This is a genomic window from Marinobacter sp. G5_S1_61_S3 (genome assembly GCF_054968585.1).
In genome coordinates this window covers 92,145-112,375 of the sequence record NZ_JBQKUK010000012.1, presented here as the reverse complement: position 1 = coordinate 112,375, position 20,231 = coordinate 92,145, and the positions used below count along the sequence as shown (strand labels likewise).

At 58.0% G+C, this 20,231-nt stretch carries 19 protein-coding genes; 12 read left to right on the top strand and 7 right to left on the bottom strand.

The window, feature by feature from the left end:
• Nucleotides 1-50: 50 nt before the first annotated feature.
• The 5 genes from ACTRWH_RS13385 to ACTRWH_RS13365 are packed head-to-tail and all read left to right on the top strand — an operon-like array spanning nucleotide 51 to nucleotide 5,753.
• Nucleotides 51-1,487: a carbohydrate porin gene (locus ACTRWH_RS13385; protein ID WP_228210155.1), complete on the top strand. Its 1,437-nt coding sequence runs from the start codon at nucleotides 51-53 to the stop codon at nucleotides 1,485-1,487.
• A gap of 41 nt (nucleotides 1,488-1,528) precedes the next feature.
• Complete coding sequence (locus tag ACTRWH_RS13380; protein ID WP_041334025.1) at nucleotides 1,529-2,788, top strand: ABC transporter substrate-binding protein; 1,260 nt, start codon at nucleotides 1,529-1,531, stop codon at nucleotides 2,786-2,788.
• Nucleotides 2,789-2,842: 54 nt separating this feature from the next.
• Entirely contained in the window at nucleotides 2,843-3,769 is a 927-nt protein-coding gene (locus ACTRWH_RS13375) for an ABC transporter permease subunit (protein ID WP_462826507.1), read from the top strand.
• Nucleotides 3,762-4,631: a carbohydrate ABC transporter permease gene (locus tag ACTRWH_RS13370; protein WP_036208880.1), complete on the top strand. Its 870-nt coding sequence runs from the start codon at nucleotides 3,762-3,764 to the stop codon at nucleotides 4,629-4,631. Before ACTRWH_RS13375 ends, ACTRWH_RS13370 begins: the two co-directional genes overlap by 8 nt.
• Before the next feature lie 6 nt (nucleotides 4,632-4,637).
• Nucleotides 4,638-5,753, top strand: a complete 1,116-nt coding sequence (locus tag ACTRWH_RS13365) for a sn-glycerol-3-phosphate ABC transporter ATP-binding protein UgpC (protein ID WP_462826506.1) — start codon at nucleotides 4,638-4,640, stop codon at nucleotides 5,751-5,753.
• A gap of 22 nt (nucleotides 5,754-5,775) precedes the next feature.
• On the opposite strand, the gene ACTRWH_RS13360 is transcribed toward ACTRWH_RS13365, so the two are convergent.
• Together ACTRWH_RS13360 and moaA are read right to left on the bottom strand one after the other, a co-directional pair.
• Entirely contained in the window at nucleotides 5,776-7,308 is a 1,533-nt protein-coding gene (locus ACTRWH_RS13360; RefSeq protein WP_462826505.1) for a cryptochrome/photolyase family protein, read from the bottom strand.
• 100 nt (nucleotides 7,309-7,408) lie between these two features.
• Nucleotides 7,409-8,401, bottom strand: coding sequence for a GTP 3',8-cyclase MoaA (gene moaA, locus ACTRWH_RS13355; RefSeq protein WP_036208888.1), 993 nt, complete (start codon nucleotides 8,399-8,401; stop codon nucleotides 7,409-7,411).
• A 185-nt stretch (nucleotides 8,402-8,586) separates the two neighbouring features.
• On the opposite strand from moaA, the gene ACTRWH_RS13350 reads away from it, so the two are divergent.
• Entirely contained in the window at nucleotides 8,587-9,024 is a 438-nt protein-coding gene (locus tag ACTRWH_RS13350) for an RrF2 family transcriptional regulator (RefSeq protein WP_036208891.1), read from the top strand.
• Here the strand turns inward: ACTRWH_RS13350 and ACTRWH_RS13345 are convergent.
• Nucleotides 9,021-10,115: a fatty acid desaturase family protein gene (locus ACTRWH_RS13345; RefSeq protein ID WP_228210159.1), complete on the bottom strand. Its 1,095-nt coding sequence runs from the start codon at nucleotides 10,113-10,115 to the stop codon at nucleotides 9,021-9,023. The genes ACTRWH_RS13350 and ACTRWH_RS13345 overlap by 4 nt on opposite strands.
• A 68-nt stretch (nucleotides 10,116-10,183) precedes the next feature.
• Entirely contained in the window at nucleotides 10,184-11,287 is a 1,104-nt protein-coding gene (locus ACTRWH_RS13340; protein WP_462826503.1) for an FAD-binding oxidoreductase, read from the bottom strand.
• A 182-nt stretch (nucleotides 11,288-11,469) separates the two neighbouring features.
• Between ACTRWH_RS13340 and ACTRWH_RS13335 the strand changes: the two genes are divergently transcribed.
• A complete protein-coding gene (locus tag ACTRWH_RS13335) occupies nucleotides 11,470-12,096 on the top strand; it encodes a TetR family transcriptional regulator (protein ID WP_036208900.1) in 627 nt (208 codons plus the stop codon).
• A gap of 19 nt (nucleotides 12,097-12,115) precedes the next feature.
• On the opposite strand, the gene ACTRWH_RS13330 is transcribed toward ACTRWH_RS13335, so the two are convergent.
• Together ACTRWH_RS13330 and ACTRWH_RS13325 are read right to left on the bottom strand one after the other, a co-directional pair.
• Entirely contained in the window at nucleotides 12,116-12,709 is a 594-nt protein-coding gene (locus ACTRWH_RS13330) for an HD domain-containing protein (protein WP_462826502.1), read from the bottom strand.
• A gap of 13 nt (nucleotides 12,710-12,722) precedes the next feature.
• Nucleotides 12,723-13,493 carry a class II aldolase/adducin family protein gene (locus tag ACTRWH_RS13325; protein WP_007153342.1) on the bottom strand — a complete coding sequence of 257 codons (771 nt, stop codon included), beginning with the start codon at nucleotides 13,491-13,493 and terminating at the stop codon, nucleotides 12,723-12,725.
• 110 nt (nucleotides 13,494-13,603) lie between these two features.
• On the opposite strand from ACTRWH_RS13325, the gene ACTRWH_RS13320 reads away from it, so the two are divergent.
• On the top strand, nucleotides 13,604-14,296 hold the full coding sequence (locus tag ACTRWH_RS13320; protein WP_075194420.1) for a Crp/Fnr family transcriptional regulator: 693 nt from the start codon (nucleotides 13,604-13,606) through the stop codon (nucleotides 14,294-14,296).
• A gap of 27 nt (nucleotides 14,297-14,323) precedes the next feature.
• Here the strand turns inward: ACTRWH_RS13320 and ACTRWH_RS13315 are convergent, their stop codons facing one another.
• Entirely contained in the window at nucleotides 14,324-15,781 is a 1,458-nt protein-coding gene (locus ACTRWH_RS13315; protein ID WP_462826501.1) for a wax ester/triacylglycerol synthase family O-acyltransferase, read from the bottom strand.
• Nucleotides 15,782-16,048: 267 nt separating this feature from the next.
• Between ACTRWH_RS13315 and ACTRWH_RS13310 the strand changes: the two genes are divergently transcribed.
• The 4 genes from ACTRWH_RS13310 to ACTRWH_RS13295 all read left to right on the top strand — a co-directional run bounded on the left by ACTRWH_RS13310 (nucleotide 16,049) and on the right by ACTRWH_RS13295 (nucleotide 20,215).
• Nucleotides 16,049-16,960, top strand: a complete 912-nt coding sequence (locus tag ACTRWH_RS13310) for a bile acid:sodium symporter family protein (RefSeq protein ID WP_036208907.1) — start codon at nucleotides 16,049-16,051, stop codon at nucleotides 16,958-16,960.
• Between the two features lie 64 nt (nucleotides 16,961-17,024).
• The gene (locus tag ACTRWH_RS13305; RefSeq protein WP_462826500.1) at nucleotides 17,025-17,405 is read left to right on the top strand and encodes a CidA/LrgA family protein; all 381 of its coding nucleotides are present in this window, start codon (nucleotides 17,025-17,027) and stop codon (nucleotides 17,403-17,405) included.
• Entirely contained in the window at nucleotides 17,398-18,123 is a 726-nt protein-coding gene (locus tag ACTRWH_RS13300; RefSeq protein ID WP_036208912.1) for an LrgB family protein, read from the top strand. Before ACTRWH_RS13305 ends, ACTRWH_RS13300 begins: the two co-directional genes overlap by 8 nt.
• A 43-nt stretch (nucleotides 18,124-18,166) precedes the next feature.
• Nucleotides 18,167-20,215, top strand: coding sequence for a TonB-dependent receptor domain-containing protein (locus ACTRWH_RS13295; RefSeq protein ID WP_462826499.1), 2,049 nt, complete (start codon nucleotides 18,167-18,169; stop codon nucleotides 20,213-20,215).
• The last annotated feature ends 16 nt before the right edge of the window (nucleotides 20,216-20,231 follow it).

Genomic DNA, 20,231 nt, shown 5'->3' with positions numbered 1-20,231 from the left:
TATTGCCATAGACTCCGATATTGCTAATACAACAAAAACAAGGAGTCATTATGAATACCCATAAAACGTATCGTTCTGCCCTGATCCTGGGCGCCAAGCCTCTTCACAGACTGACAGCCGCCGTAGGCGTGGCGTCGTTGGGGTTGTTTGCCGGCCAGGCGCATGCCCAGGAGAGCGTGGAAGAACGCTTGTCCGCCCTGGAGCAACAATTGGCTGAGGTCGAACCCCATGCCAAGGGTGAGCAGGGCTTCTCCTTCAACACCTACGCCCGTTCGGGCCTGCTGCTCAACAGCGATGGTAAAAGTGCCCCCGGCGGCCCCTACCTGACCCCCGCCGGCTCTGTTGGTGGGGCCGTGGGTCGGCTGGGTAACGAGCCGGACACCTATCTCGAGGCCATCCTCAACTACAAAACCGTGGCGGAAAACGGCACCAAGGCTCACTACCGCCTGATGATTGCCGACGCTACAACCTCCAGCAACGACTGGACTGCTGATGATGGCGCCCTGAACGTGCGGCAGGCCTATGTCCAGTTCAGTAACCTGGCCAGCTTCACGGGTATCTTTGAGGACGCCTCGATCTGGGCCGGAAAGCGCTTTGATCGCGACCTGGATTTCGACATCCATTGGCTCGACAGCGATATCGTCTTCCTGGGAGGCACCGGCGCCGGTATCTATGACGTGACGTTCAGCGAGTCAGTGACATCCAACTTTTCCTTCTATGGCCGCAGTTTCCTGGACTTCCCCTCCGACCCCACCACCACTGACGGCACTTCCGACACCGACAACCTGATTCTTACCGCCAATAACTATTTCGGTAACGTTGAGTGGCTGATCAGCGGCATGTCCGCTGCGGATAACGACGAGCGCATCGTCAATGGGGTTATGGAAGCGGCCGACACCGGTGTGCATACCATGCTGGCCTACCACGGCGACAGCTTCTTCGGACTCTCCGATGGCAGCTTCAAGGTGGCGCTGCTGCATGGCCAGGGGCTTGGCGCGGAGGTCAAGAACATTGGTGCCGATGGCAACCTGCATGAAGATGCCGCCAGCACACGAATCGCCGCCTACGGCACCACCCGACTGGGTGATAGCTGGCGCATTGCCCCGGCGATCATGGCGGAAACCAGCAAAGACCGTTATGTGGAAGGGGACGAGTACCAATGGTTGACCTTCAATACCCGCCTGGCCAATGAGCTTGGCGCCAACTTTGAAATGCAGTACGAAGCCTCCTGGCAGGTGATGGACCTGCAAACCGAAGGCTTCGAAGGCCGTGGTGATGTGGATGGCGACTACGCCCGCTTTACCATTGCACCGACTTTCAAGCCTCAAGTCGGCGGCTTCTGGAACCGCCCGGAAATTCGGGTTTTTGCTACCTACTCCACCTGGGATGACGAGCTCAACCGCTACGACGGTGGCGATGCCCTGGGGCAGGAAGACTTTGGCGGAAGCCAGTGGACCTTTGGTACCCAGATGGAAGTCTGGTTCTAAGCCTGACAAACGTCTCCACGACAAGAATAAGGAGTCATGATATGAAATCGTTCAAGCGTCATCTTACAGCTCTGGCGGTCTCTGCCGCCCTGATGCCAACAGCGGCCGTTCAGGCCGGAGAAGTTGAGGTTCTGCACTGGTGGACCGCCGGCGGTGAAGCGCGTGCTGCGGCCGCCCTCAAGAAAATGATGGAAGAGCAGGGCCACACCTGGAAAGACTTTGCCGTAGCCGGCGGTGGTGGTGAAGCCGCCATGACCGTCCTGAAAACCCGCGCCGTTTCTGGCAATCCTCCTGCTGCCGCCCAGATCAAGGGCCTGGATATTCGTGAATGGGCGGAGCTGGGTTTTCTGACCAGCCTCGACAGCGTCGCTGAGGCGGAGAACTGGGATCAGCTCATACCGCCAATGATTTCCGACGTTATGAAATACGAAGGCGAGTACGTGGCTGTGCCCGTGAACGTCCACCGGGTGAACTGGTTGTGGGTGAACCCGGAGGTCATGAAAGATGTTGGTGTTGAGGTTCCCACTACGCTGGACGAGTTCTTCGAGGTGGCCGACAAGCTCAAGGCCGAGGGCTACATTCCCCTGGCGCACGGTGGACAGCCGTGGCAGGACGCAACGGTGTTCGATGCTGTGGCACTTGCCGAGCTTGGCCCCGATGATTACCGCAAGGCTTTTGTCGACCACGACATGGACGTGATCAACAGCGACAAAATGGAAGAGGTCTTTGCACAATTCGCCAAGGTCATGAGCTACGTCGATGACGATGCCGCGGGCCGCGACTGGAACACTGCCACCGGTATGGTCATTCGAGGTGAGGCCGCCATGCAGATTATGGGCGACTGGGCCAAGGGCGAATTCACCGCCGCAGGTCTGACACCAGGAGAGGATTACGTGTGCGCGCCGGCCCCGGGCACAACCGGGCAGTTCACCTTTAACGTGGACTCATTCGCCATGTTCACGCTGTCCGAGGAGGAGGATATCAAGGCACAGAAGGATCTCGCCCGAACCATCCTGGAACCGGAATTCCAGACCCTGTTCAACCAGAACAAGGGCTCAATCCCGGTTCGTACCGACATGGACATGAGTGATTTCGATACCTGTGCCCAGGCGTCGATGGATACCTTCAAGTCCAGCGCGGATGACGGCGGTCTGGTGCCAAGCTTCTCCCACGGCCTGGCGACCACCAGCTACATCCAGGGCCAGATCTTCGATGTGGTCACCAACTTCGTAAACTCCAACAACCCGGACCCGGCAAAAACCACGGACCAGCTGGCAGCCGCCATCCAGTCCGCCATGTAATGCCGTATCAGGCCGCCCGATGGGCGGCCTTCGGGTTTCTTCAGGGGATTCCTCATGGAACACACTCAACGTCGCCCCACCGGGGTGGCCAGGGCATCGTCTGGCCTGATGGATGGCCTGCAGCGCTGGTTGCCCAAACTGGTGGTGGCCCCGACCTTCCTGCTGGTTGGCATCGGGATCTATGGCTACATGCTATGGACGGGCGTGCTGTCATTTACCAATTCCAGCTTCCTGCCCAGTTACAGTTTCGTCGGCCTTGAGCAATACGCCAAGCTGATGGAGAGCGAGCGCTGGATCGTCGCTTCATGGAATCTGGCGATATTTGGCGGGCTCTTTATCGGCATCTGCCTGTTGATCGGTGTGGTGCTGGCGATCTTTCTGGATCAGCGCATCCGCCAGGAAGGCGCGATCCGGACTATTTATCTCTATCCCATGGCGCTGTCCATGATTGTCACCGGCACCGTCTGGCGCTGGATTCTTAACCCGCGCCTGGGCCTGGAAAAACTGATGCACGACTGGGGCTGGACGTCCTTCAGCTTCGACTGGCTGGTGAATTCCGACTTCGCCATCTACACCATTGTGATGGCGGCGGTCTGGCAGGCCTCCGGCTTTGTGATGGCGCTGTTTCTGGCCGGGCTGCGGGGCGTCGACTCTTCCATTATCCGTGCTGCCCGAGTGGATGGTGCCAGCCTGCCGGTGATCTACTGGAAAATCATCCTGCCGTCCTTGCGGCCGGTGTTCTTCAGCTCCGTGATGGTGCTGGCCCACATTGCTATCAAGAGTTTTGACCTGGTGATGGCGATGACGGCGGGTGGCCCGGGCTATTCCACCGACCTGCCGGCGGTGTTCATGTACGCCCATACCTTTACCCGTGGCCAGATGGGGCTGGGCTCTGCCAGCGCCATGCTGATGCTGGGTGCGATTCTGGCATTGCTGGTGCCTTACCTGTATTCCGAACTGAGGGAGAAACGCCATGACTGATATGGTTCGTACCGGCTTTCGCCCCAGCCGCATTGCCATCTATGGCGTGCTGCTTCTGGCCTGCCTGGTGTACCTGATTCCGCTGATCGTGATGTTGATCACCAGTTTCAAGACGCCCATGGATATCCGCTCTGGCAACCTGTTGGCACTGCCCACCGACTGGACAACCATCGGTTGGACCAAGGCCTGGTCCGAGGCCTGCACCGGTGTGCAGTGTGAGGGCGTGAAAGGGTATTTCTGGAACTCGTTCAAGATGACGGTGCCAGCGGTGATGATTTCCACCCTGTTGGGTGCCTTTAACGGCTACGTGCTGTCGAAGTGGAAATTCAAGGGCTCGGATCTGTTGTTCGGGATGTTGCTGTTCGGCTGCTTTGTGCCCTTCCAGGTGGTGCTGCTGCCCATGGCGGCCACCCTTGGCAAGCTGGGCATGGCCAACACCACCGCTGGATTGGTACTGGTCCACGTGATCTACGGGGTGGCCTTTACCACGCTGTTTTTCCGCAACTATTACGTGGCCATTCCCGACGCTTTGGTGAAGGCGGCCCGGCTCGACGGCGCCGGCTTTTTCACCATCTTCTTCCGCATCCTTCTGCCCATGTCCACACCCATCTTCATGGTGTCACTGATCTGGCAGTTCACCCAGATCTGGAACGACTTCCTGTTCGGCGTGGTCTTCGCCAGCGGCGACAGCCAGCCGATAACGGTCGCGCTGAATAACCTGGTGAACACCAGCACCGGGGTGAAGGAATACAACGTGGATATGGCCGCCGCCATGATTGCCGCCCTGCCAACGCTGGTGGTGTACATCGTGGCCGGCAAGTACTTTATACGCGGCCTGACGGCCGGCTCGGTTAAAGGGTAAAACAACATGTCACAACTTGAACTGCGGGACATCCGCAAGACATACCCGGGGGCTCTCGATGAGACGCTCAAAGGCATCAATATTGACATCGCATCCGGTGAATTCCTGACCTTGGTCGGACCTTCCGGCTGCGGCAAGTCAACCCTGATGAACAGCATTGCCGGCCTGGAATCCATTACCGGTGGGTCGATTGTGGTGGAAGGCAAGGATATATCCACCATGGAGCCGAAGGACCGGGACATCGCTATGGTGTTCCAGTCCTACGCGCTGTATCCCACCATGTCGGTGCGCGAGAACATTGCGTTCGGCCTGAAAATTCGCGGTATGCCGAAAGACGAGATCCAGCAGGAGGTGGAGCGGGTGGCCGACCTGTTGCAGATTTCCGCATTGCTGGACAAAAAACCAGCCCGGCTTTCAGGCGGTCAGCAACAGCGGGTCGCCATGGGGCGCGCCCTGGCTCGAAGGCCGAAGATCTATCTGTTCGACGAGCCGCTGTCCAACCTGGACGCCAAGCTGCGGGTGGAAATGCGCACCGAAATCAAGAAGCTGCACCAGCGCCTGAAAACCACCATTGTGTACGTGACCCACGACCAGATCGAAGCCATGACGCTGGCGGACCGGATCGCGGTGCTCAAAGACGGCGAACTGCAGCAACTGGGCACGCCGAAGGAAGTGTACGACACGCCGGAGAACCTGTTTGTCGCGGGCTTTATGGGCTCGCCGTCCATGAGTTTTATCAATGTGACGGTAGAGCAGGCTGGAGCAGGCCTGGTGGTCAACGTTGAGGGCAGCGATGGCCGGAAACTTGCCCTGCCAGTGCCGGATTACCTGCAGGGGTGGGCCGGTAAACAGGTGGTACTTGGCATCCGGCCGGAGCACATAAGCCAGCCAGATGAACAGAAAAGGGATAGCCAGATGGTGGCCGAGAGCCGGTTTACGGTGGAGGTGACCGAACCCACCGGGCCGGACATCCTCGCCGTGATTCGCCTCAACAATGTTGATGTGCAGTGCCGGCTGGATGCGGAACACCCGGTGAACTGGGGGGAAGAGGCGGAACTGATGTTCGACATGAGAAAGGTCGTGTTCTTCGACCCGGACAGCAAGAAGCGCATCCGCCCATAGTCGCCCCAGTCCCTCTCTGTTTTCAGAGCTGCTCCAGATGTGCCAGCAAGTTGTCGGCACGCTGGAGCAGCGCCTCCCGCCTTTCTGGCTTCTGCTTGTCCCAGTTGCGGTAGATCATGCCCATGCGCGGATTGCTGGCAAAGTCTTCCCGATGACGATTGATGAAATGCCAATAGAGCGCATTGAACGGGCAGGCGTCGTCTTCCGTGGCCTTGTTGACCTTGTAGTGGCAGTTACTGCAGTGGTCCGACATGCGCTGGATGTATTTGCCGCTGGCGGCATAGGGTTTTGATCCCAAATAGCCACCGTCTGCGTGCATCACCATGCCCAGCACGTTGGGTAGCTCCACCCAGTCGTAGGCATCGGCATACACGGCCAGGTACCAGTCACAGATCTCCTCCGGCTTGACGCCGGCCAGAAGCGCAAAATTACCGGTCACCATCAGCCGCTGGATATGGTGTGCATAGGCGTTGCGACGGGTGGCATCAATGGCCTTGTGCATGCAGCGCATCCTGGTGTCTCCGGTCCAGTAGAACCAGGGTAGGGAACGGGTATTACCGAGCCGGTTTTCCTGTGCGTACCCTGGCATATGCAACCAGTAGATACCCCGCACAAACTCACGCCAGCCCAGGATCTGGCGGATAAAGCCCTCCACTGCGTTAATCGGCGCACGCCCCGAATACCAGGCCTGTGCGGCGGCCTCGCAGACGGCCAGTGGATCCAGCAAGCCGCAATTGATGTAGGGCGACAGGATGGAGTGGAACAGCCAGTCTTCATTGTCGGACATGGCATCCTGAAAGTCGCCGAAACAGGGCAGGGCGAAATCGATGAAGTACTCCAATGCCTGCTCTGCGTCCTCGTGGGTGACGGCAAAGTGAAAATCTTCCGTGGTGCCGAAGTGTTCGGTAAAGTGTTGCTCTACCAGCTCAATCACCTCCCGAGTCACCTTGTCGGGCTCAACGCGGTAGGGAGCCGGAGCCGCCGGTTTTCCCGTCCACTTGCGGCGGTTGTCGGCGTCGAAATTCCATTCGCCGCCCTCAGGCTTGCCATCTGGCGTCATCAACAAACCGGTTTTTCGTCGCATTTCCCGGTAGAAGAATTCCATGCGCAGCTGTTTACGCCCCTCTGCCCAGTCCGAAAACGCCTGCTTGCTGGCGATAAAGCGCGTATCCGGCCGGATCTCGACCGGCACACCCAGGCGCTCATGCCAATGGCTAACTTGCTCGTGCAATCGCCACTCGCCGCACTCTGTCGTGATCACCCTGTCAGCGCCGGTTTCTTTGAGCTGATTGGCGATGACAGACTCGAGATTTCGGGTTTCGTTATCGGGGTGGTAAGTCTGGTAGTGAACCTGCCAGCCGTCATCCTCCAGCCGCTGTGCGAAATGGCGCATGGCGCTGAACAGCAGAACCAGTTTTTTCTTGTGGTGATTGGTGTAGCTGGCCTCGTCGTGGACCTCTGCCATCACGATTCTGTCTCGTTCCCTGTCAGCGTTGTCGAGTGCGCTGATGGCGGTGGTCAGCTGGTCGCCGAGTATCAGAATCAGATTGGACATAGCGGGAAACGACCTCCGTACCTGGGGCAGCAATCACCCATGATCGCCACGATGTGGTACGAAGGATACGCCAGCGGCGCACGGCTGGTTCAGCTGGAAGCTAGCCGCCGGTCATATTCATGAAGCGAAGAATCTGAACGTCACCCTCGCTGGAAAAGTGATGGCGCTCCGGTTTCAGGTCCATGGCGTTGATGATGGTTTCACGGAGTTTGTCATCGGTTTCCGGGTGGCCGCGCAGCACGCGGCGCAGATCAACGGAATGCTCGTTGCCCAGGCATAGCAGCAGACGGCCTTCCACCGTGACCCGAACGCGGTTACAGGTAGAGCAGAAATTGTGGGAATGGGGCGAGATGAAACCGACCCGAATGTCGCTGTCCGGCATGCGGTAGTAGCGGGCGGGGCCGCCGGAATCTTCCGGTGTGGGAACCAGCTCATGGCGCTGGCTGATGATATCGCGCACTTCGTCGCTGGTGCACAGCACCTGACCGCGATCATGATCGGAAATTTCACCCAGTGGCATTTCCTCAATGAAGGTAATGTCCACTTTCTTTTTGCGGGCAAACTCAACCAGCTCTGGTACTTCCTGGTCGTTGCCACCTTTCATGACAACGGTATTGAGTTTGATGCCCTCAAACCCCGCTTCTTTTGCGGCGTCTATACCATCAAGAACCTGGGCAAGCCGGCCGGTGCGGGTGATGCGGCTGAATTTCTCGGCATCCAGGGAATCCAGGCTGATATTCAATCGTTTGAGCCCGGCCTTGCGCAGTGGCTCTGCCATGGTGGGCAACTGGCTGCCATTGGTGGTCATGGCGAAGTCCCGCAGGCCAAATGTGCCGATTTCCTTGACCAGTTCCAGAATGCCCCGTCTGACAAGTGGCTCTCCCCCGGTCAACCGAATCTTTTCGGTGCCCAGGGATACGAAGGTCTTTGCCACCTGGGCAATCTCTTCAAGTGTCAGCACCTGCTGCCGTGGCAGGAAGGTCATCTCCTCGGCCATGCAGTACACGCACCGGAAATCGCAGCGGTCTGTGACGGACAGACGCACATAGTTGACGGTGCGACCAAAACGGTCTGTCAGCGTGGCGTTGGGCATGGGTAAATTCCCCGTCTGGCTTTGTATACAACAAGCATAACCAATGTGTGGCGAATAACCCAACCCAATATCGACAAAAGAACCATTCGGGCGTAAGAACCGGTTTCATGAATTCTGCGTATACAAGTATCGGTTTGGCCACTTTCGGTGTGAACCTGATATCGATGACTTATTGGAGTTGATGAATGCATATCACCCGTTACACCGATTACTCCCTGCGTGTTCTGATTTACCTGGCGGTGCAGGGTGATGAGCTGGCGACCATTCAGCAGATCGCCGACAGCTATGAGATCTCCAAGAATCACCTGATGAAAGTCGTTCATCAACTCAACAAGAAGGGCTACATCGAAACCGTTCGTGGCAAGAAAGGAGGGATGCGCCTGCACATGGCGCCGGAGGACATTAACGTTGGCATCCTGGTCAGGGAAACCGAACAGGATCTCAGTGTTGTGGAGTGCTTTTCCTCCAGGAATGCCTGCCGCATCACGCCGGTCTGTGGGTTGAAATCAATGTTCGGCGAGGCCTTGGCGGCATTCCTGGAAGTGCTGGACCGATACACGCTGGCCGATATTATTAACGACCAGCATCGCCCTCAGTTACTACGACTTTTGCAGATCGCTTAACTCAAGGCCCGGTTGCTGAATTCCGGTAGCAGCCGGTTGCGCATCCGGTCCGGCAGTGAATAGCCGAAAATGCGTTTCAGCACGGTTGAATACTGTTTGGCGAAGGTGCCGGTGTTGTACGGAATACCGTGCTTTTTACACACCGCTTGAACTTTCTCCGACATTTCGGGGTAGCGGTGGGCTGGCAGGTCCGGGAACACATGGTGTTCAATCTGGTAGCTCAGATGGCCGCTCAGCAGGTGCACCCACTTACCGCCGGTAAAGTTGCTGGAGCCTGTCAGTTGGCGCAGATACCAGTGGCCCTTGCTCTCACCTTCGCATTCCTCCTCGGTAAACGTCTCCGCATCCTGGGTAAAGTGGCCACAGAAAATGACCGTGGACGACCACAGGTTACGGATCAGGTTGGCGCCAATGTTGCCCGCCAGTACCACAGGAGCCACCGGAAAGGTGATCAGCGGGAAGAACACATAGTCCTTGAAGGCCTGACGGCCGCCCTTGCGGAAGAAGTCTTTCAGGAACGGAATCTTTTCCCGTACCGAGATTTCCCGGCGGCGGATCCGTTCAGACTCCAGCTCATGCAACCCAACGCCCCACTGGAAGAACACACTCAGCAGAATATAGTTGATGAACTGCAGAGTATGAGCCGGCTTCCATTTGTCGTCGTCGCTCAGGCGGAGCAGGGCATAGCCGTAGTCCCGATCCTTGCCGATGATATTGGTGTAGGTGTGGTGCTCGTAGTTATGGGTGCGGCGCCAGGAATCGCCAGTGCACACCGTATCCCATTCATAGGTCTGGGAGTGCAGCGATGGGTCGTTCATCCAGTCGTACTGGCCGTGCATGACGTTGTGGCCGATCTCCATGTTTTCGATAATCTTGGAGATACCCAGCGCCGTGGTGGCGGCGAGGAACACGGGCGGGATAAACCCGAAGGGCATCAGCACCCGGCCGCCGATTTCCAGGGACCGGTGGAGCCGAACGATCCTGCGGATGTAACGTGCATCCCGTTCGCCAAGATCGGAGATCACCTGGTCACGAATGGTGTCCAGGTCGTTTTCAAGCTCTTTCAGTTGTGTTTCGTTCATCGTCTTCATGGTGACTCCTTGCAGAATGGTCGAACCATGTCTGCCAATAATGGGTTCAGGCGTTGTGGTGCGGCCGGTCAGAGTTCAACAGACACCGGCCCGCTCGGAACAGACACACAAAGCTGAATGGTTTCCTCGCCCGGGCCGGATGCTTTCCCGGTCAGGCGGTTGATCACAGTGCCGCTGGTCTTGCGGCAACTGCACTGGTGACAGATGCCCATGCGGCAGCCGTAGCGTGGCGACAGTTTCGCGACCTCGGCAATGTCCAGCAGCACCGCATCGCCTTCGGACGAGACATCCAGGTTGCTGCGTTGGAAATGCACGGCTCCTCCGAGGGACTCGGTGTCGAGATTTGCGGTCGGTGCGGAGAAGAATGTGCTGTGAATGCGGTCTTCGCCAATCCCCCGCCGATACAGGAGATCGTTGGCCAGATCCATGAGCCCTTTCGGCCCGCAGAGGTAGCACCGCCGGGCCGCAATGCCGGGAACCTCATCCAGATGTTGCTCGCTGAGGAACTGGGGCGGGTGGGTGTCGCTGGTGGCAAACACCTTCAGGGTGACGGCCGGCCAGCGACTGGCCAGCGCGTGCAGCTTTTCAGCAGCAATCACATCGGCCTGGGTGCGCACGAAATACAGCAGGGTCACCGGCGCCCGATAGTCTGATGCCGCCATGGTTTCCAGCTGGCTCAGCACCGGGGTGATACCGCTGCCACCGGCGATGTATAGGGCTGGCTCCTGCGGATCGGGAATCTGGAAGTCGCCGAACGCCTCGCCCAGCCCGATGACCGCGCCTGGCTCCAGGTGGTCGTGCATCCAGTTGGTCACCAGGCCACCGGGAAGCCGTTTGATGGTCAGGGTGACGGTGCCGTCTGCGCGCCATTGAATGGGCGAACTGGACAGGCTGAAGGTTCGGTTGCGACGCACGCCGTCAACATCGATGCCAATATTGACGTGCTGGCCGGCGGCAAAGCCTTTCCAGCGCCCGGCCGGCGCCAGGACAAAGGTTTTGGTGTCGGCGGTTTCGTTGTAGATGGCCTTCACTCTGGCCGGCGTGTATTGCCGTACCCACATGGGGTTGATGCGCTCCAGCAGGGGATCAAAAAAGGCAGCCGGGTCGTCCCGGTTAAAAAGCTGCCTGCCCAGCCAGTGCAGGGTCGGTGACTTTTCCAGTACAGATATCATGATTGCTCTCCTTTGTACTGATGTGTACAAGTGTTCACTAATGTGTACGACTGTACACACCGAGGTGTTAGGCGGCAATCAAGCCACTAACATTGTCCTGTAATGACAAGTTCGGGTTATTTTTAGTGTGGGCCTGTGTACACTTGTTGGCTTGTGATCAACCGATGAGCTAGTTCCAGGCGATGGCAGAAAAACAACGACGTAAGCCGGGTGAAACCCGCGAGAAACTGATGAACGCGGCATTGGCCCTGGTGGGAAAGGGGCGGCACTTTGCCAGCCTGGGCATCCGCGAAGTCACCCGACAGGCAGGCGTGGTGCCGACGTCTTTTTACCGGCACTTCCGCAACATGGATGACCTTGGGCTGCAGTTGGTGGACGAATTGGGGCTGGTGCTTCGACGGATGATGCGCGAGGCGCGGGCGAACGTATTGCAGGCGGACAAACTGATCGACGAATCAGTCGGTATTTTTATCTCCCATGCCCGCAATAATCGCAGCTTTTTCATGTTTATGGCCCAGGGGCTGGCGGGGGAGAGCCGGGCGGTACAGGAAGGCATCCGCAGCGAAATGCGTTATTTTGCCAGCGAACTGGCCAATGATCTTCGGCGTCTGAAAGTGGCGGATCACCTGAGCGATGCCGACCTGGATATGACCTGCGACCTGGTGGTGCGCAGTGTGGCCTTCAGCCTGACGGACATCCTGGGGATCTCTCCCGACGACGACTATCAGGAAGAACAGGTGCGGCAGCGAACCGCGCGCTTTCTACAGCTGATATTTGTGGGCGCAGCCAACTGGAAGAGTCAGTCCTGAGCCCACGTTGTGTTCCGGGTCACATGACGCTTTCGGCATCCTTGTAGAGGGATCGCACAGGCTGAGCGAACACCCGTTGCACCATGGGCTCGAAGTAGGAAAGCGGTAACGTTTCCGCATCAGGGTCGAACGCGGGTGAGTCATACTTGTGAACAAACTCGATGGTGCGTTCGAAGTGTGGATGGTCCCGGTACTGGTCTCTCATATCCCGGTTCATACCGAGATAGTGAAAGAAAAAGTAGCCCTGAAAGATGGCGTGGTGTTTTACCATCCAGTGATTAGCGTCGCTGACGAACGGTTCCAGTAGCACTGCGGCGACATCCGCATGGTTGTAGGTGCCCAGGGTGTCACCGATGTCGTGTAGCAGGGCGCAAACCACATACTCGTCGTCCTTCCCGTCCCGGTGTGCCAGGGTAGCCGTTTGCAGGCAGTGCGTCAGCCGGTCAACCGGAAAACCACCAAAGTCGCCCTCCAGCATTTTGAGGTGCGATAGAATTCGATCTGGCAGGCCTTTGGCGAATTCCCCGAAAGACGACGCGATGACCTGCCAGTCTTCGGCATTGCCGTCTTTCATATGAGTAAACGTGGCCTGGTTCTTTGTCGGTTGGTTCATCCTGTTCTCCCCCTTATTCCCGGAAACTGGCATCAATGCGGTCGAGCTTTCGTAGCAGGCCCGGCCAGGCCAGCTTGCCGCCCAGGCCTTTGGTCACCTGATCCGCCTGTTGCCGGATGGTATCCACAATGCCGGCAGGAATTGGCGTCAGCGGGCGATCGCCCGACAGTGCCCTGATCTGAATCTGACAGGACGTTTGCAGTATGTACATGGCCAGGAAGGCATCGGGAATACTGGAGCCGGTGGTCAGCAGGCCGTGGTTGCGAAGAATCATGAAATTGGTATTACCGAGATCCTTTTGCAGGCGGGCCTTCTCGTCTTCCCTTAGCGCCACACCTTCATAGTCGTGATACGACAGGCTCGCCAGTGCAAACAGGCTCTGCTGGGATAGCGGCAGCAGGCCCTCCTGTTGGGCGGATACAGCAATACCGTCGGTGGTGTGCAAATGCATGACGCAGGCGGCATCGTCCCTGACCTGGTGGATGGCGCTATGGATGGTAAAACCCGCGGGATTGATATCGAAGTCGTCGGGGTTGATCTTGTTGGCGTCCTGATCCACTCGCACCAGGCTGGAGGCTGTAATTTCCTCGAACATCATACCGTATGGATTAATAAGAAAGTGGTGCTCGTCACCGGGTATCCGTGCGGAGATATGGGTGAATACCAGATCGTCCCAGCCGTATAGGGCGACCAGACGATAGGCCGCGGCGAGGTCGACTCGGAGCTGCCATTCTTCCTTGCTGACCTGATCTCTTTTTGACGGAATTGAAAGTTGTTCGGACATGGTGCGGCCTCTCAAATCGGGTGTTCTTGTTGTGGTGAGTGTTTAGCCATTCATTGAGTGTAGGTGCGAGTGATCGGCGAAGACTGTCAAATCGTTTACAATTCTTTCCCATGAAGAATATCAAGACTGTCCTTGCCCGCTGCCCTTTATTCTCCGGCTTTTCAGAGTCGGCGATTGATGACCTGGAAGGTATCGCACGGATTCGCCGTTTTGAGGCTAACGAACTCATCTACAGTAAAGGTTCGGCAATATCGACCCTCAACATCATTGCCAGCGGGGTGGTTCGCATCAGTTCTGTGAACCCTGCAGGTCGGGAAGCCACCCTGATCATGTTCAGCGCGGGTACCTGGTTCGGAGATTCAGTGTTTTCTCCCGGGATGCGACGGGTATACGGCGCTACTGCCCACGAGGCCGTAACGCTGATAGAAATACCGGGCGAGGCATTTCGCGAACTCATGGCGACATACCCGGAAAGCTACCCGGTTATTCTTGATATGGTCAGCCGGCGGCTATGGGCCGCTATGTCCATTATTGAGGATGATGCACTACGAGGTGTTGCCGCCAGGATAGGGCGACGACTGTTGTTTCTGGCGGAAATCCAGGGCAATGGCGACGTCGGCACTGACCCGGTCACGATCTGGATCACCCGCGAGCACATTGCCAATATGATGGGCATGACCCGCCAGGGCGTGCATAAGTGGATTAAAGACTTTGAGCGTTCAGGGCTGCTGGAGCTGGCTTATGGCCGGATCGTATTACCGGATCCGACCGCATTGCAGCGACACCTGGAGACCATTGAGTAACTCAGCCCCACGGGCATCGGAGCCCTGTTAGCTCTTTTCCGCAGTCTTTTTGCGAGGCGCCTTTCGAGCGTTGGATTTGGTCTGATTCGGTGGTGGCGAAACCAGGCTTTCCAGTTCATCCAAAGCCTCACCGGTGTAGACCGCCAGCTTCTGCATACTGGGCAACGTATCGCGGCAGCCCGTGAAACCGAAGTTGAGCGAGCCGGCGTAGCTCAGGCAAGTAATGTTGAGCGCACCGCCGTGGGCAATAAGCGAAACCGGGTACATCGCCTCCAGTCGTGCTCCTTCATAGTAGAGGGTTTCCCCTGGCCCTGGCACGTTGGAGATGGTCACGTTGAAAACCGGGCGCATTCGCCCGCCCAGGCCTGACATCAACTGCAGGATGTAGGGCGACATCAGTAGCATGGTGTATTGGGTCAGGGCTTTACGCGGCAGTTTCTGAAGGTGCTGTTTGGCCCTGCGGGTAGAGTGTTTGATGCTCTTCAGTCGCTCGAGGGGGTCGGCTTCGTCGGTCGCCAGTGAGGCAATCATGAAGCTGATTTGGGTGCCCGTGCCCTGGTCATCGGAGGGGCGGATATTCACCGGAATTCCGGCGGTGAGTGGCGTATCCGGCAAACCATCCTGTTCAACAAGAAAGCGGCGCAGGGCAGTGCCACAGAGGTAGAGCACAATGTCGTTCAGGGAGCCGTTGGACGCCTGGGCGACCTGTTTGATCCGTTCGAGCTGGTAGTGCTGAGTGGCAAACCGCCGCTGACCGGTGACCCGGTGATTGAGGGCGGAAACCGGGCCGGCAAAGGGCGCGGTCAGCCCCTCTTCCGGGTGCCGTGCGGACTGGATCAGGCGGTTCATCGCATTCCAGAGCCTCGGTGCCATGTCGGCCTGAATTCTCAGGGCTTCCATGGCCTGGGACAGGGCGGCTGAAATGCTGGCTTCGGAATCTGTCTTGCTGCCCCGTGTCCGCTCCGGGCGTACCGACCATGGCGGCAGCATATTAATCTCACCGGGGTCCTCGCTGAGCACCCGCTGCATCAGCCGAACACCGCTGATGCCATCAATCATGGAGTGATGCATCTTGGTGTAGAGGGCAAAACGGTTGTTCTCCAGGCCCTCGATAATGTGGCATTCCCACAGCGGGCGGGAAAAATCCAGCGGGTTGGAATGCAGCCTGGATACCAGGATGCCAAGTTCCCGTTCACTGCCGGGGCGCGGCAACGCCGAGTGTCGAACGTGGTAGTCGAGATCCAGCTTCTTGTCGATCTTCCAGGACGGGGCGACCAGGCGGCCCAGGAACCCCGAAAAGGCGAGCTTGTAGCACCAGGGTGGCGCTACATCGGCATCTGCTTTCATGCGGGCGAGCATGTCTCTTAGAAACGTCTCCGGAGCATCTTCCGGTAGTGAAAAAATCTGCAGGTTGCCGACGTGCATCGGGGTGTCTTCCGATTCCACCGCCAACCAGGAAGCGTCCAGTGTGCCCAGGCGTTTCATTGATCGTCCTCTTGCTTTATGAAGCTGCCAAACTGCACTGAATCTGATGCGTTTGGATTCGTATAGTTGTTGTTCGAAAGTATACGCAACAACCGGGACAATCACACGAACAAGCAGGTTGAAAGGTTCAGGTTTTTGCGCGCAATCCCATTCCTACCCTTTGCGCAATTACATGTTGTTGCGAATCCATATTCACTCTTTTTCGGCAGCTTATGCTATTTTCACTAGCTGGCTAATCTAATCACAACAACAATCCTTGGAGGCTTTGTGGAATCGAGTCCACTGATCTCTGCGGGGCTGCCGATTGCCCTGTTTATCATCATGATCGGTATAGGTATGACCCTGACGGTCAGGGACTTCCGCCAAGTGGCGGTTTTTCCAAAAGGTATGGTGGTGGGTACCGTTGCCCAGATACTGCTCATGCCCATGGTGGCCTTTGCCATTGCCTCCATGCTCGACCTGTCATCGGCCATTGCCGTGGGGCTGGTAATCATTGCGGCCTGTCCGGGCGGCACTACCTCCAACCTGTTCGTGTTGCTGTCCCGGGGGAACATTGCCCTGTCGATCGTGTTGACGGTCACCGCCAGTCTTATAACCATCGTGACTCTGCCGTTATTCACCAACTATGCGCTTCAACTCTATGCTGGCACCGAGGAGTCCATCACGCTGCCGGTGGGAAGAACGGTAGGTATGCTGGTGGGTATTGTCCTGTTCCCTGTGGCGATTGGGATGATCTTCCGCACCCGGGCACCAGAGCTCTCGCGCCGTGCTGAAAGCGCAGTCAGCGTGTTCGGGGGTGTGGTTTTGGCGTTGCTGGTTGTCGGTTTGATCTGGGGCGTACGCGATCAGATCTGGGACCTGCTGCGACAGGCCGGCCCGGCAACCCTCCTGCTGAACATTGCCGGTATATTCCTGGGGCTCCTGGCGGGCCGCGCCGTGGGTCTGACCCAGCGCGAATCCATTGCCGTTGCTGTGGAGTTGGGCATTAAAAACAGCACCATTGCCCTGTTGGTAACGCTGACGCTGCTGGAGTCCAGCACCATGTCGATTCCCGCAGCGGTATACGGCGTGCTGATGTTCCCGATCGGTTTCCTGCTGGCGGCCTATGGCCGGAAAGTGATTCCAGCGACTACCATCACGACCACCACCCCGCCGCGCACAGAGACCAAGGCCGGGTAGGCACGGCGCTGCTTAGTGGCTATGCTCCTGACTTGGGCCGTTTTTTCTGTCGGGAGCCGCCACCATGAACTTTCTCAACGGAATAACCCTGCTGCTGGTGTATCAGTTGGTAGGGGAAGTCACTGTTCGTCTTCTCTCACTGCCGATTCCAGGGCCCGTGCTGGGTATGGTGATGTTGTTCCTGACGCTGATGATTCGGGGCGCCTCGCCAGAGCCACTTGAGAACGCTTCCAGCGCATTGCTCAGCCATCTGTCGCTACTGTTCGTGCCGGCGGGTGTTGGCATGATGAGTCATTTTGGCCGGATTGCGGATGAGTGGCTGCCGATCACGCTGGCCCTGTTTCTCTCCACTATTATCACCATGGTCGCCACCGCCGGCATTATGCAGGTAACCTCGCGATGGTTTGCCCGACCCGAAAATGCGGGAGGGCAGCGGGATGAATGAGCCGGTCATTCGTGATATCTGGGTTTATCTTTCAACGTCGCCGTTGCTTGGCCTGACCATTACGCTGGTGGCCTATGGCCTTGCCTATCGGCTCTATCTCAAGTCCAACTCCAGCCCCCTGGCCAATCCGGTGGTTACCTCAGTGGCGATGCTGATTGCCCTGTTGATGCTCACTGGTACCTCCTACGAGGAGTACTTCGAAGGCGGGCAGTTCGTGCACTTCCTGTTGGGGCCTGCCACGGTGGCGCTGGCGGTTCCCCTTTACCAACAGTTTTCCCGGCTGCGCCAACTCTGGTTGCCGGTATCCATTTCCCTGGTGTGTGGTGTTGTGATTGCAGCGGGCAGCTCCATTGGGCTTGCCTGGCTTCTTGGCGGCTCCACTGAGATCCAGGTGTCCCTGGCGCCCAAATCCGCCACGGCACCGGTTGCCATGGGGATCTCCGAAACCATCGGCGGCATTCCGTCCCTGACCGCCGTTCTGGTGGTGGCCACTGGTATTGTCGGTGCGGTGCTCGGTACCAAACTGTTTGAATGGATGCGTATCACCGACGACAGTGTGAAAGGCATCGCCATGGGTGTGGCGGCCCATGGCATTGGCACAGCACGGGCATTTCAGGTCAGTTCCCAGATGGGCGCTTTTTCGGGGCTGGCGATGGCGCTGTCGGCGTTTGCGACGGCATTGATTGTGCCCTGGTTGGTGGATTTACTCGGAATTTAGACCGGCAGCAGGAGGTAAAGTGATCGTTCACAGGAGATTGGTTGTGGTCTTTTCAGCGCTGATATCCGCTGGAACATGGGCTACCGCCAATGCGCAGCAAAGCGTGGAGTCGCAAGACAATGTCATCAAGGTGACGTCGCCCCGCCTTGAGAGAGACCTCTACGAGACCCCCGCTGCGGTGTCCGTGACCAATGCCCCGGACATCCAGGAGGGCCAGCAGAGGCTGCAACTGGACGAGTCCCTGGATACTGTCCCTGGCCTGTTCTTCCAGAACCGCTACAACTTCGCCCAGAATCTGCGGCTGTCCACCCGTGGTTTTGGTGCCCGGGCGCCATTCGGCATTCGCGGCATTCGTATACAGGTGGATGGCATCCCCTACACGTTGCCCGATGGGCAGTCTCAGATTGATGCGGTGGACCTGGACTCGGCACAGCGCATTGAAGTGATTCGCGGGCCGTCGTCGGTTCAGTACGGTAACGCCTCCGGTGGGGTGATCGACATTACCACGGCCCGTGGAGACGAAATGCCGCCGGGCGCGCGCCTGCGTCAGGATGTGGGAAGCAACGACAATTACAAAACCACGTTCCAGGCCAACGGAAGTGAGGGGGCGACGAGTGGCATCGCAACTGCGTCCTGGCTTAACTACAACGGTTACCGCGATCAGAGCCAGGTTGAGAAAGGCCTTTTCAATGGGCGGGTGTCTCATGGTTGGGGAGCCGGGCAGCGTTTAACGGCCACCTTCAATGCCTTGCACACGCCAAAAGCAGAAGACCCCGCCGGCCTGACAGCGAGCCAGGTGGAACAGGATCGCCGCCAGGCGACGGCCAATGCCGAACGGCTCGACGCCGGCCAGGACGTTGACCAGCAGACGCTTGGGTTGCTGTATGAAACCGCCGAGATGGGTACTGGGGACCTGGCCGTTAGTACCTTTTTTACGCACCGTGATTTTGCCCAGCAACTGCCGTTTCCCGGCCCCAGCCGAATTGCCTACGACCGGCAGTTCTACGGCGTCAGTACGGATTACCAGCAGGGCAGCAAGGTAGCGGGCCTTCCGCTGACCTGGGTGGTGGGCGTTGACCTTCATCGCCAGGTTGATGAACGCCGGCGCTATTCGGTGTCGTTTAACGGTGATGTCACCGGACAAACCCAGGACGAAACCCAGAACGGCACTACCGCCGCGGTGTTTGCCCAGGGTGACCTGGCATTGACGGAGCGCCTGAACGTGTCTCTGGGCACCCGGTTTGATCGCCTGCGGCTGTCGGTGGATGACCACAGGATCAGTGACGGAGACGATTCCGGCAGCCGCACCTATCGGGAATTCAGTGGTTTTGCAGGAGTCAGCTATCGGTTGGCGCCACGCCAGCAGTTCTACGCCACAGTGGGCACGGCCTTTGAAGCACCCACCTTCACGGAGTTTGCCAATCCCGACGGCAGCGGTGGCTTCAATCCAGACATTGAGCCCCAGCAGGCGCTTAACCGGGAAGTCGGTATACGCGGCGGCCTGGGGCAGGGGGTCCGTTATGACCTGGCACTGTTCTCCATCCGGGTGGACGACGAAATCCTGCCCTATGAGATCAATAACCGTACCTTCTACGAAAACGCAGGGCGCACAGAACGGAATGGGGTGGAGCTCGGCCTGAAGTGGGATATCTCCTACACCTGGCGGGTAACCAGTGCCGTGACCCTGGCGGACTACACGCTGAAGGACTTTACCGACGAACAGGGCAATGACGCCGATGGCAATCGCCTGCCGGGGTTACCGCAGGAGCAATGGGTTACGGAGGTTGAGTGGCGCGGTGACGGGCAACGGTTTGCTGCCCTGGAGTGGCAGTACGTGGGTGACCTGTACGCCGAGAACAGCAACCAGACCAGGGTCAGTGACTACTGGCTGCTGGGGATTCGGGCCGGTGACAGCGTTCGCGTGGGCAGTCAGAAATTCAGCGTCTACGGCGGTATCCGCAACCTTCTGGATGAGGATTACTTCAGCAATATCCGCATCAATGCCAATGCAGACAGGCCTATAGAAGATCGCGGCTACTATGAACCCGCGCCCGGCAGAACTTTCTATGCCGGGCTGGAGTGGGCATTCTGACAATTAATAGCGACAT

What these genes read in the sequence shown, in the direction of transcription:
- ACTRWH_RS13385 (WP_228210155.1), top strand. Translation starts at nt 51, where the DNA reads ATGAATACCCATAAAACGTATCGTTCTGCCCTGATCCTGGGCGCCAAG.
- ACTRWH_RS13380 (WP_041334025.1), top strand. Translation starts at nt 1,529, where the DNA reads ATGAAATCGTTCAAGCGTCATCTTACAGCTCTGGCGGTCTCTGCCGCC.
- ACTRWH_RS13375 (WP_462826507.1), top strand. Translation starts at nt 2,843, where the DNA reads ATGGAACACACTCAACGTCGCCCCACCGGGGTGGCCAGGGCATCGTCT.
- ACTRWH_RS13370 (WP_036208880.1), top strand. Translation starts at nt 3,762, where the DNA reads ATGACTGATATGGTTCGTACCGGCTTTCGCCCCAGCCGCATTGCCATC.
- ACTRWH_RS13365 (WP_462826506.1), top strand. Translation starts at nt 4,638, where the DNA reads ATGTCACAACTTGAACTGCGGGACATCCGCAAGACATACCCGGGGGCT.
- ACTRWH_RS13360 (WP_462826505.1), bottom strand. Translation starts at nt 7,308, where the DNA reads ATGTCCAATCTGATTCTGATACTCGGCGACCAGCTGACCACCGCCATC.
- moaA (WP_036208888.1), bottom strand. Translation starts at nt 8,401, where the DNA reads ATGCCCAACGCCACGCTGACAGACCGTTTTGGTCGCACCGTCAACTAT.
- ACTRWH_RS13350 (WP_036208891.1), top strand. Translation starts at nt 8,587, where the DNA reads ATGCATATCACCCGTTACACCGATTACTCCCTGCGTGTTCTGATTTAC.
- ACTRWH_RS13345 (WP_228210159.1), bottom strand. Translation starts at nt 10,115, where the DNA reads ATGAAGACGATGAACGAAACACAACTGAAAGAGCTTGAAAACGACCTG.
- ACTRWH_RS13340 (WP_462826503.1), bottom strand. Translation starts at nt 11,287, where the DNA reads ATGATATCTGTACTGGAAAAGTCACCGACCCTGCACTGGCTGGGCAGG.
- ACTRWH_RS13335 (WP_036208900.1), top strand. Translation starts at nt 11,470, where the DNA reads ATGGCAGAAAAACAACGACGTAAGCCGGGTGAAACCCGCGAGAAACTG.
- ACTRWH_RS13330 (WP_462826502.1), bottom strand. Translation starts at nt 12,709, where the DNA reads ATGAACCAACCGACAAAGAACCAGGCCACGTTTACTCATATGAAAGAC.
- ACTRWH_RS13325 (WP_007153342.1), bottom strand. Translation starts at nt 13,493, where the DNA reads ATGTCCGAACAACTTTCAATTCCGTCAAAAAGAGATCAGGTCAGCAAG.
- ACTRWH_RS13320 (WP_075194420.1), top strand. Translation starts at nt 13,604, where the DNA reads ATGAAGAATATCAAGACTGTCCTTGCCCGCTGCCCTTTATTCTCCGGC.
- ACTRWH_RS13315 (WP_462826501.1), bottom strand. Translation starts at nt 15,781, where the DNA reads ATGAAACGCCTGGGCACACTGGACGCTTCCTGGTTGGCGGTGGAATCG.
- ACTRWH_RS13305 (WP_462826500.1), top strand. Translation starts at nt 17,025, where the DNA reads ATGAACTTTCTCAACGGAATAACCCTGCTGCTGGTGTATCAGTTGGTA.
- ACTRWH_RS13300 (WP_036208912.1), top strand. Translation starts at nt 17,398, where the DNA reads ATGAATGAGCCGGTCATTCGTGATATCTGGGTTTATCTTTCAACGTCG.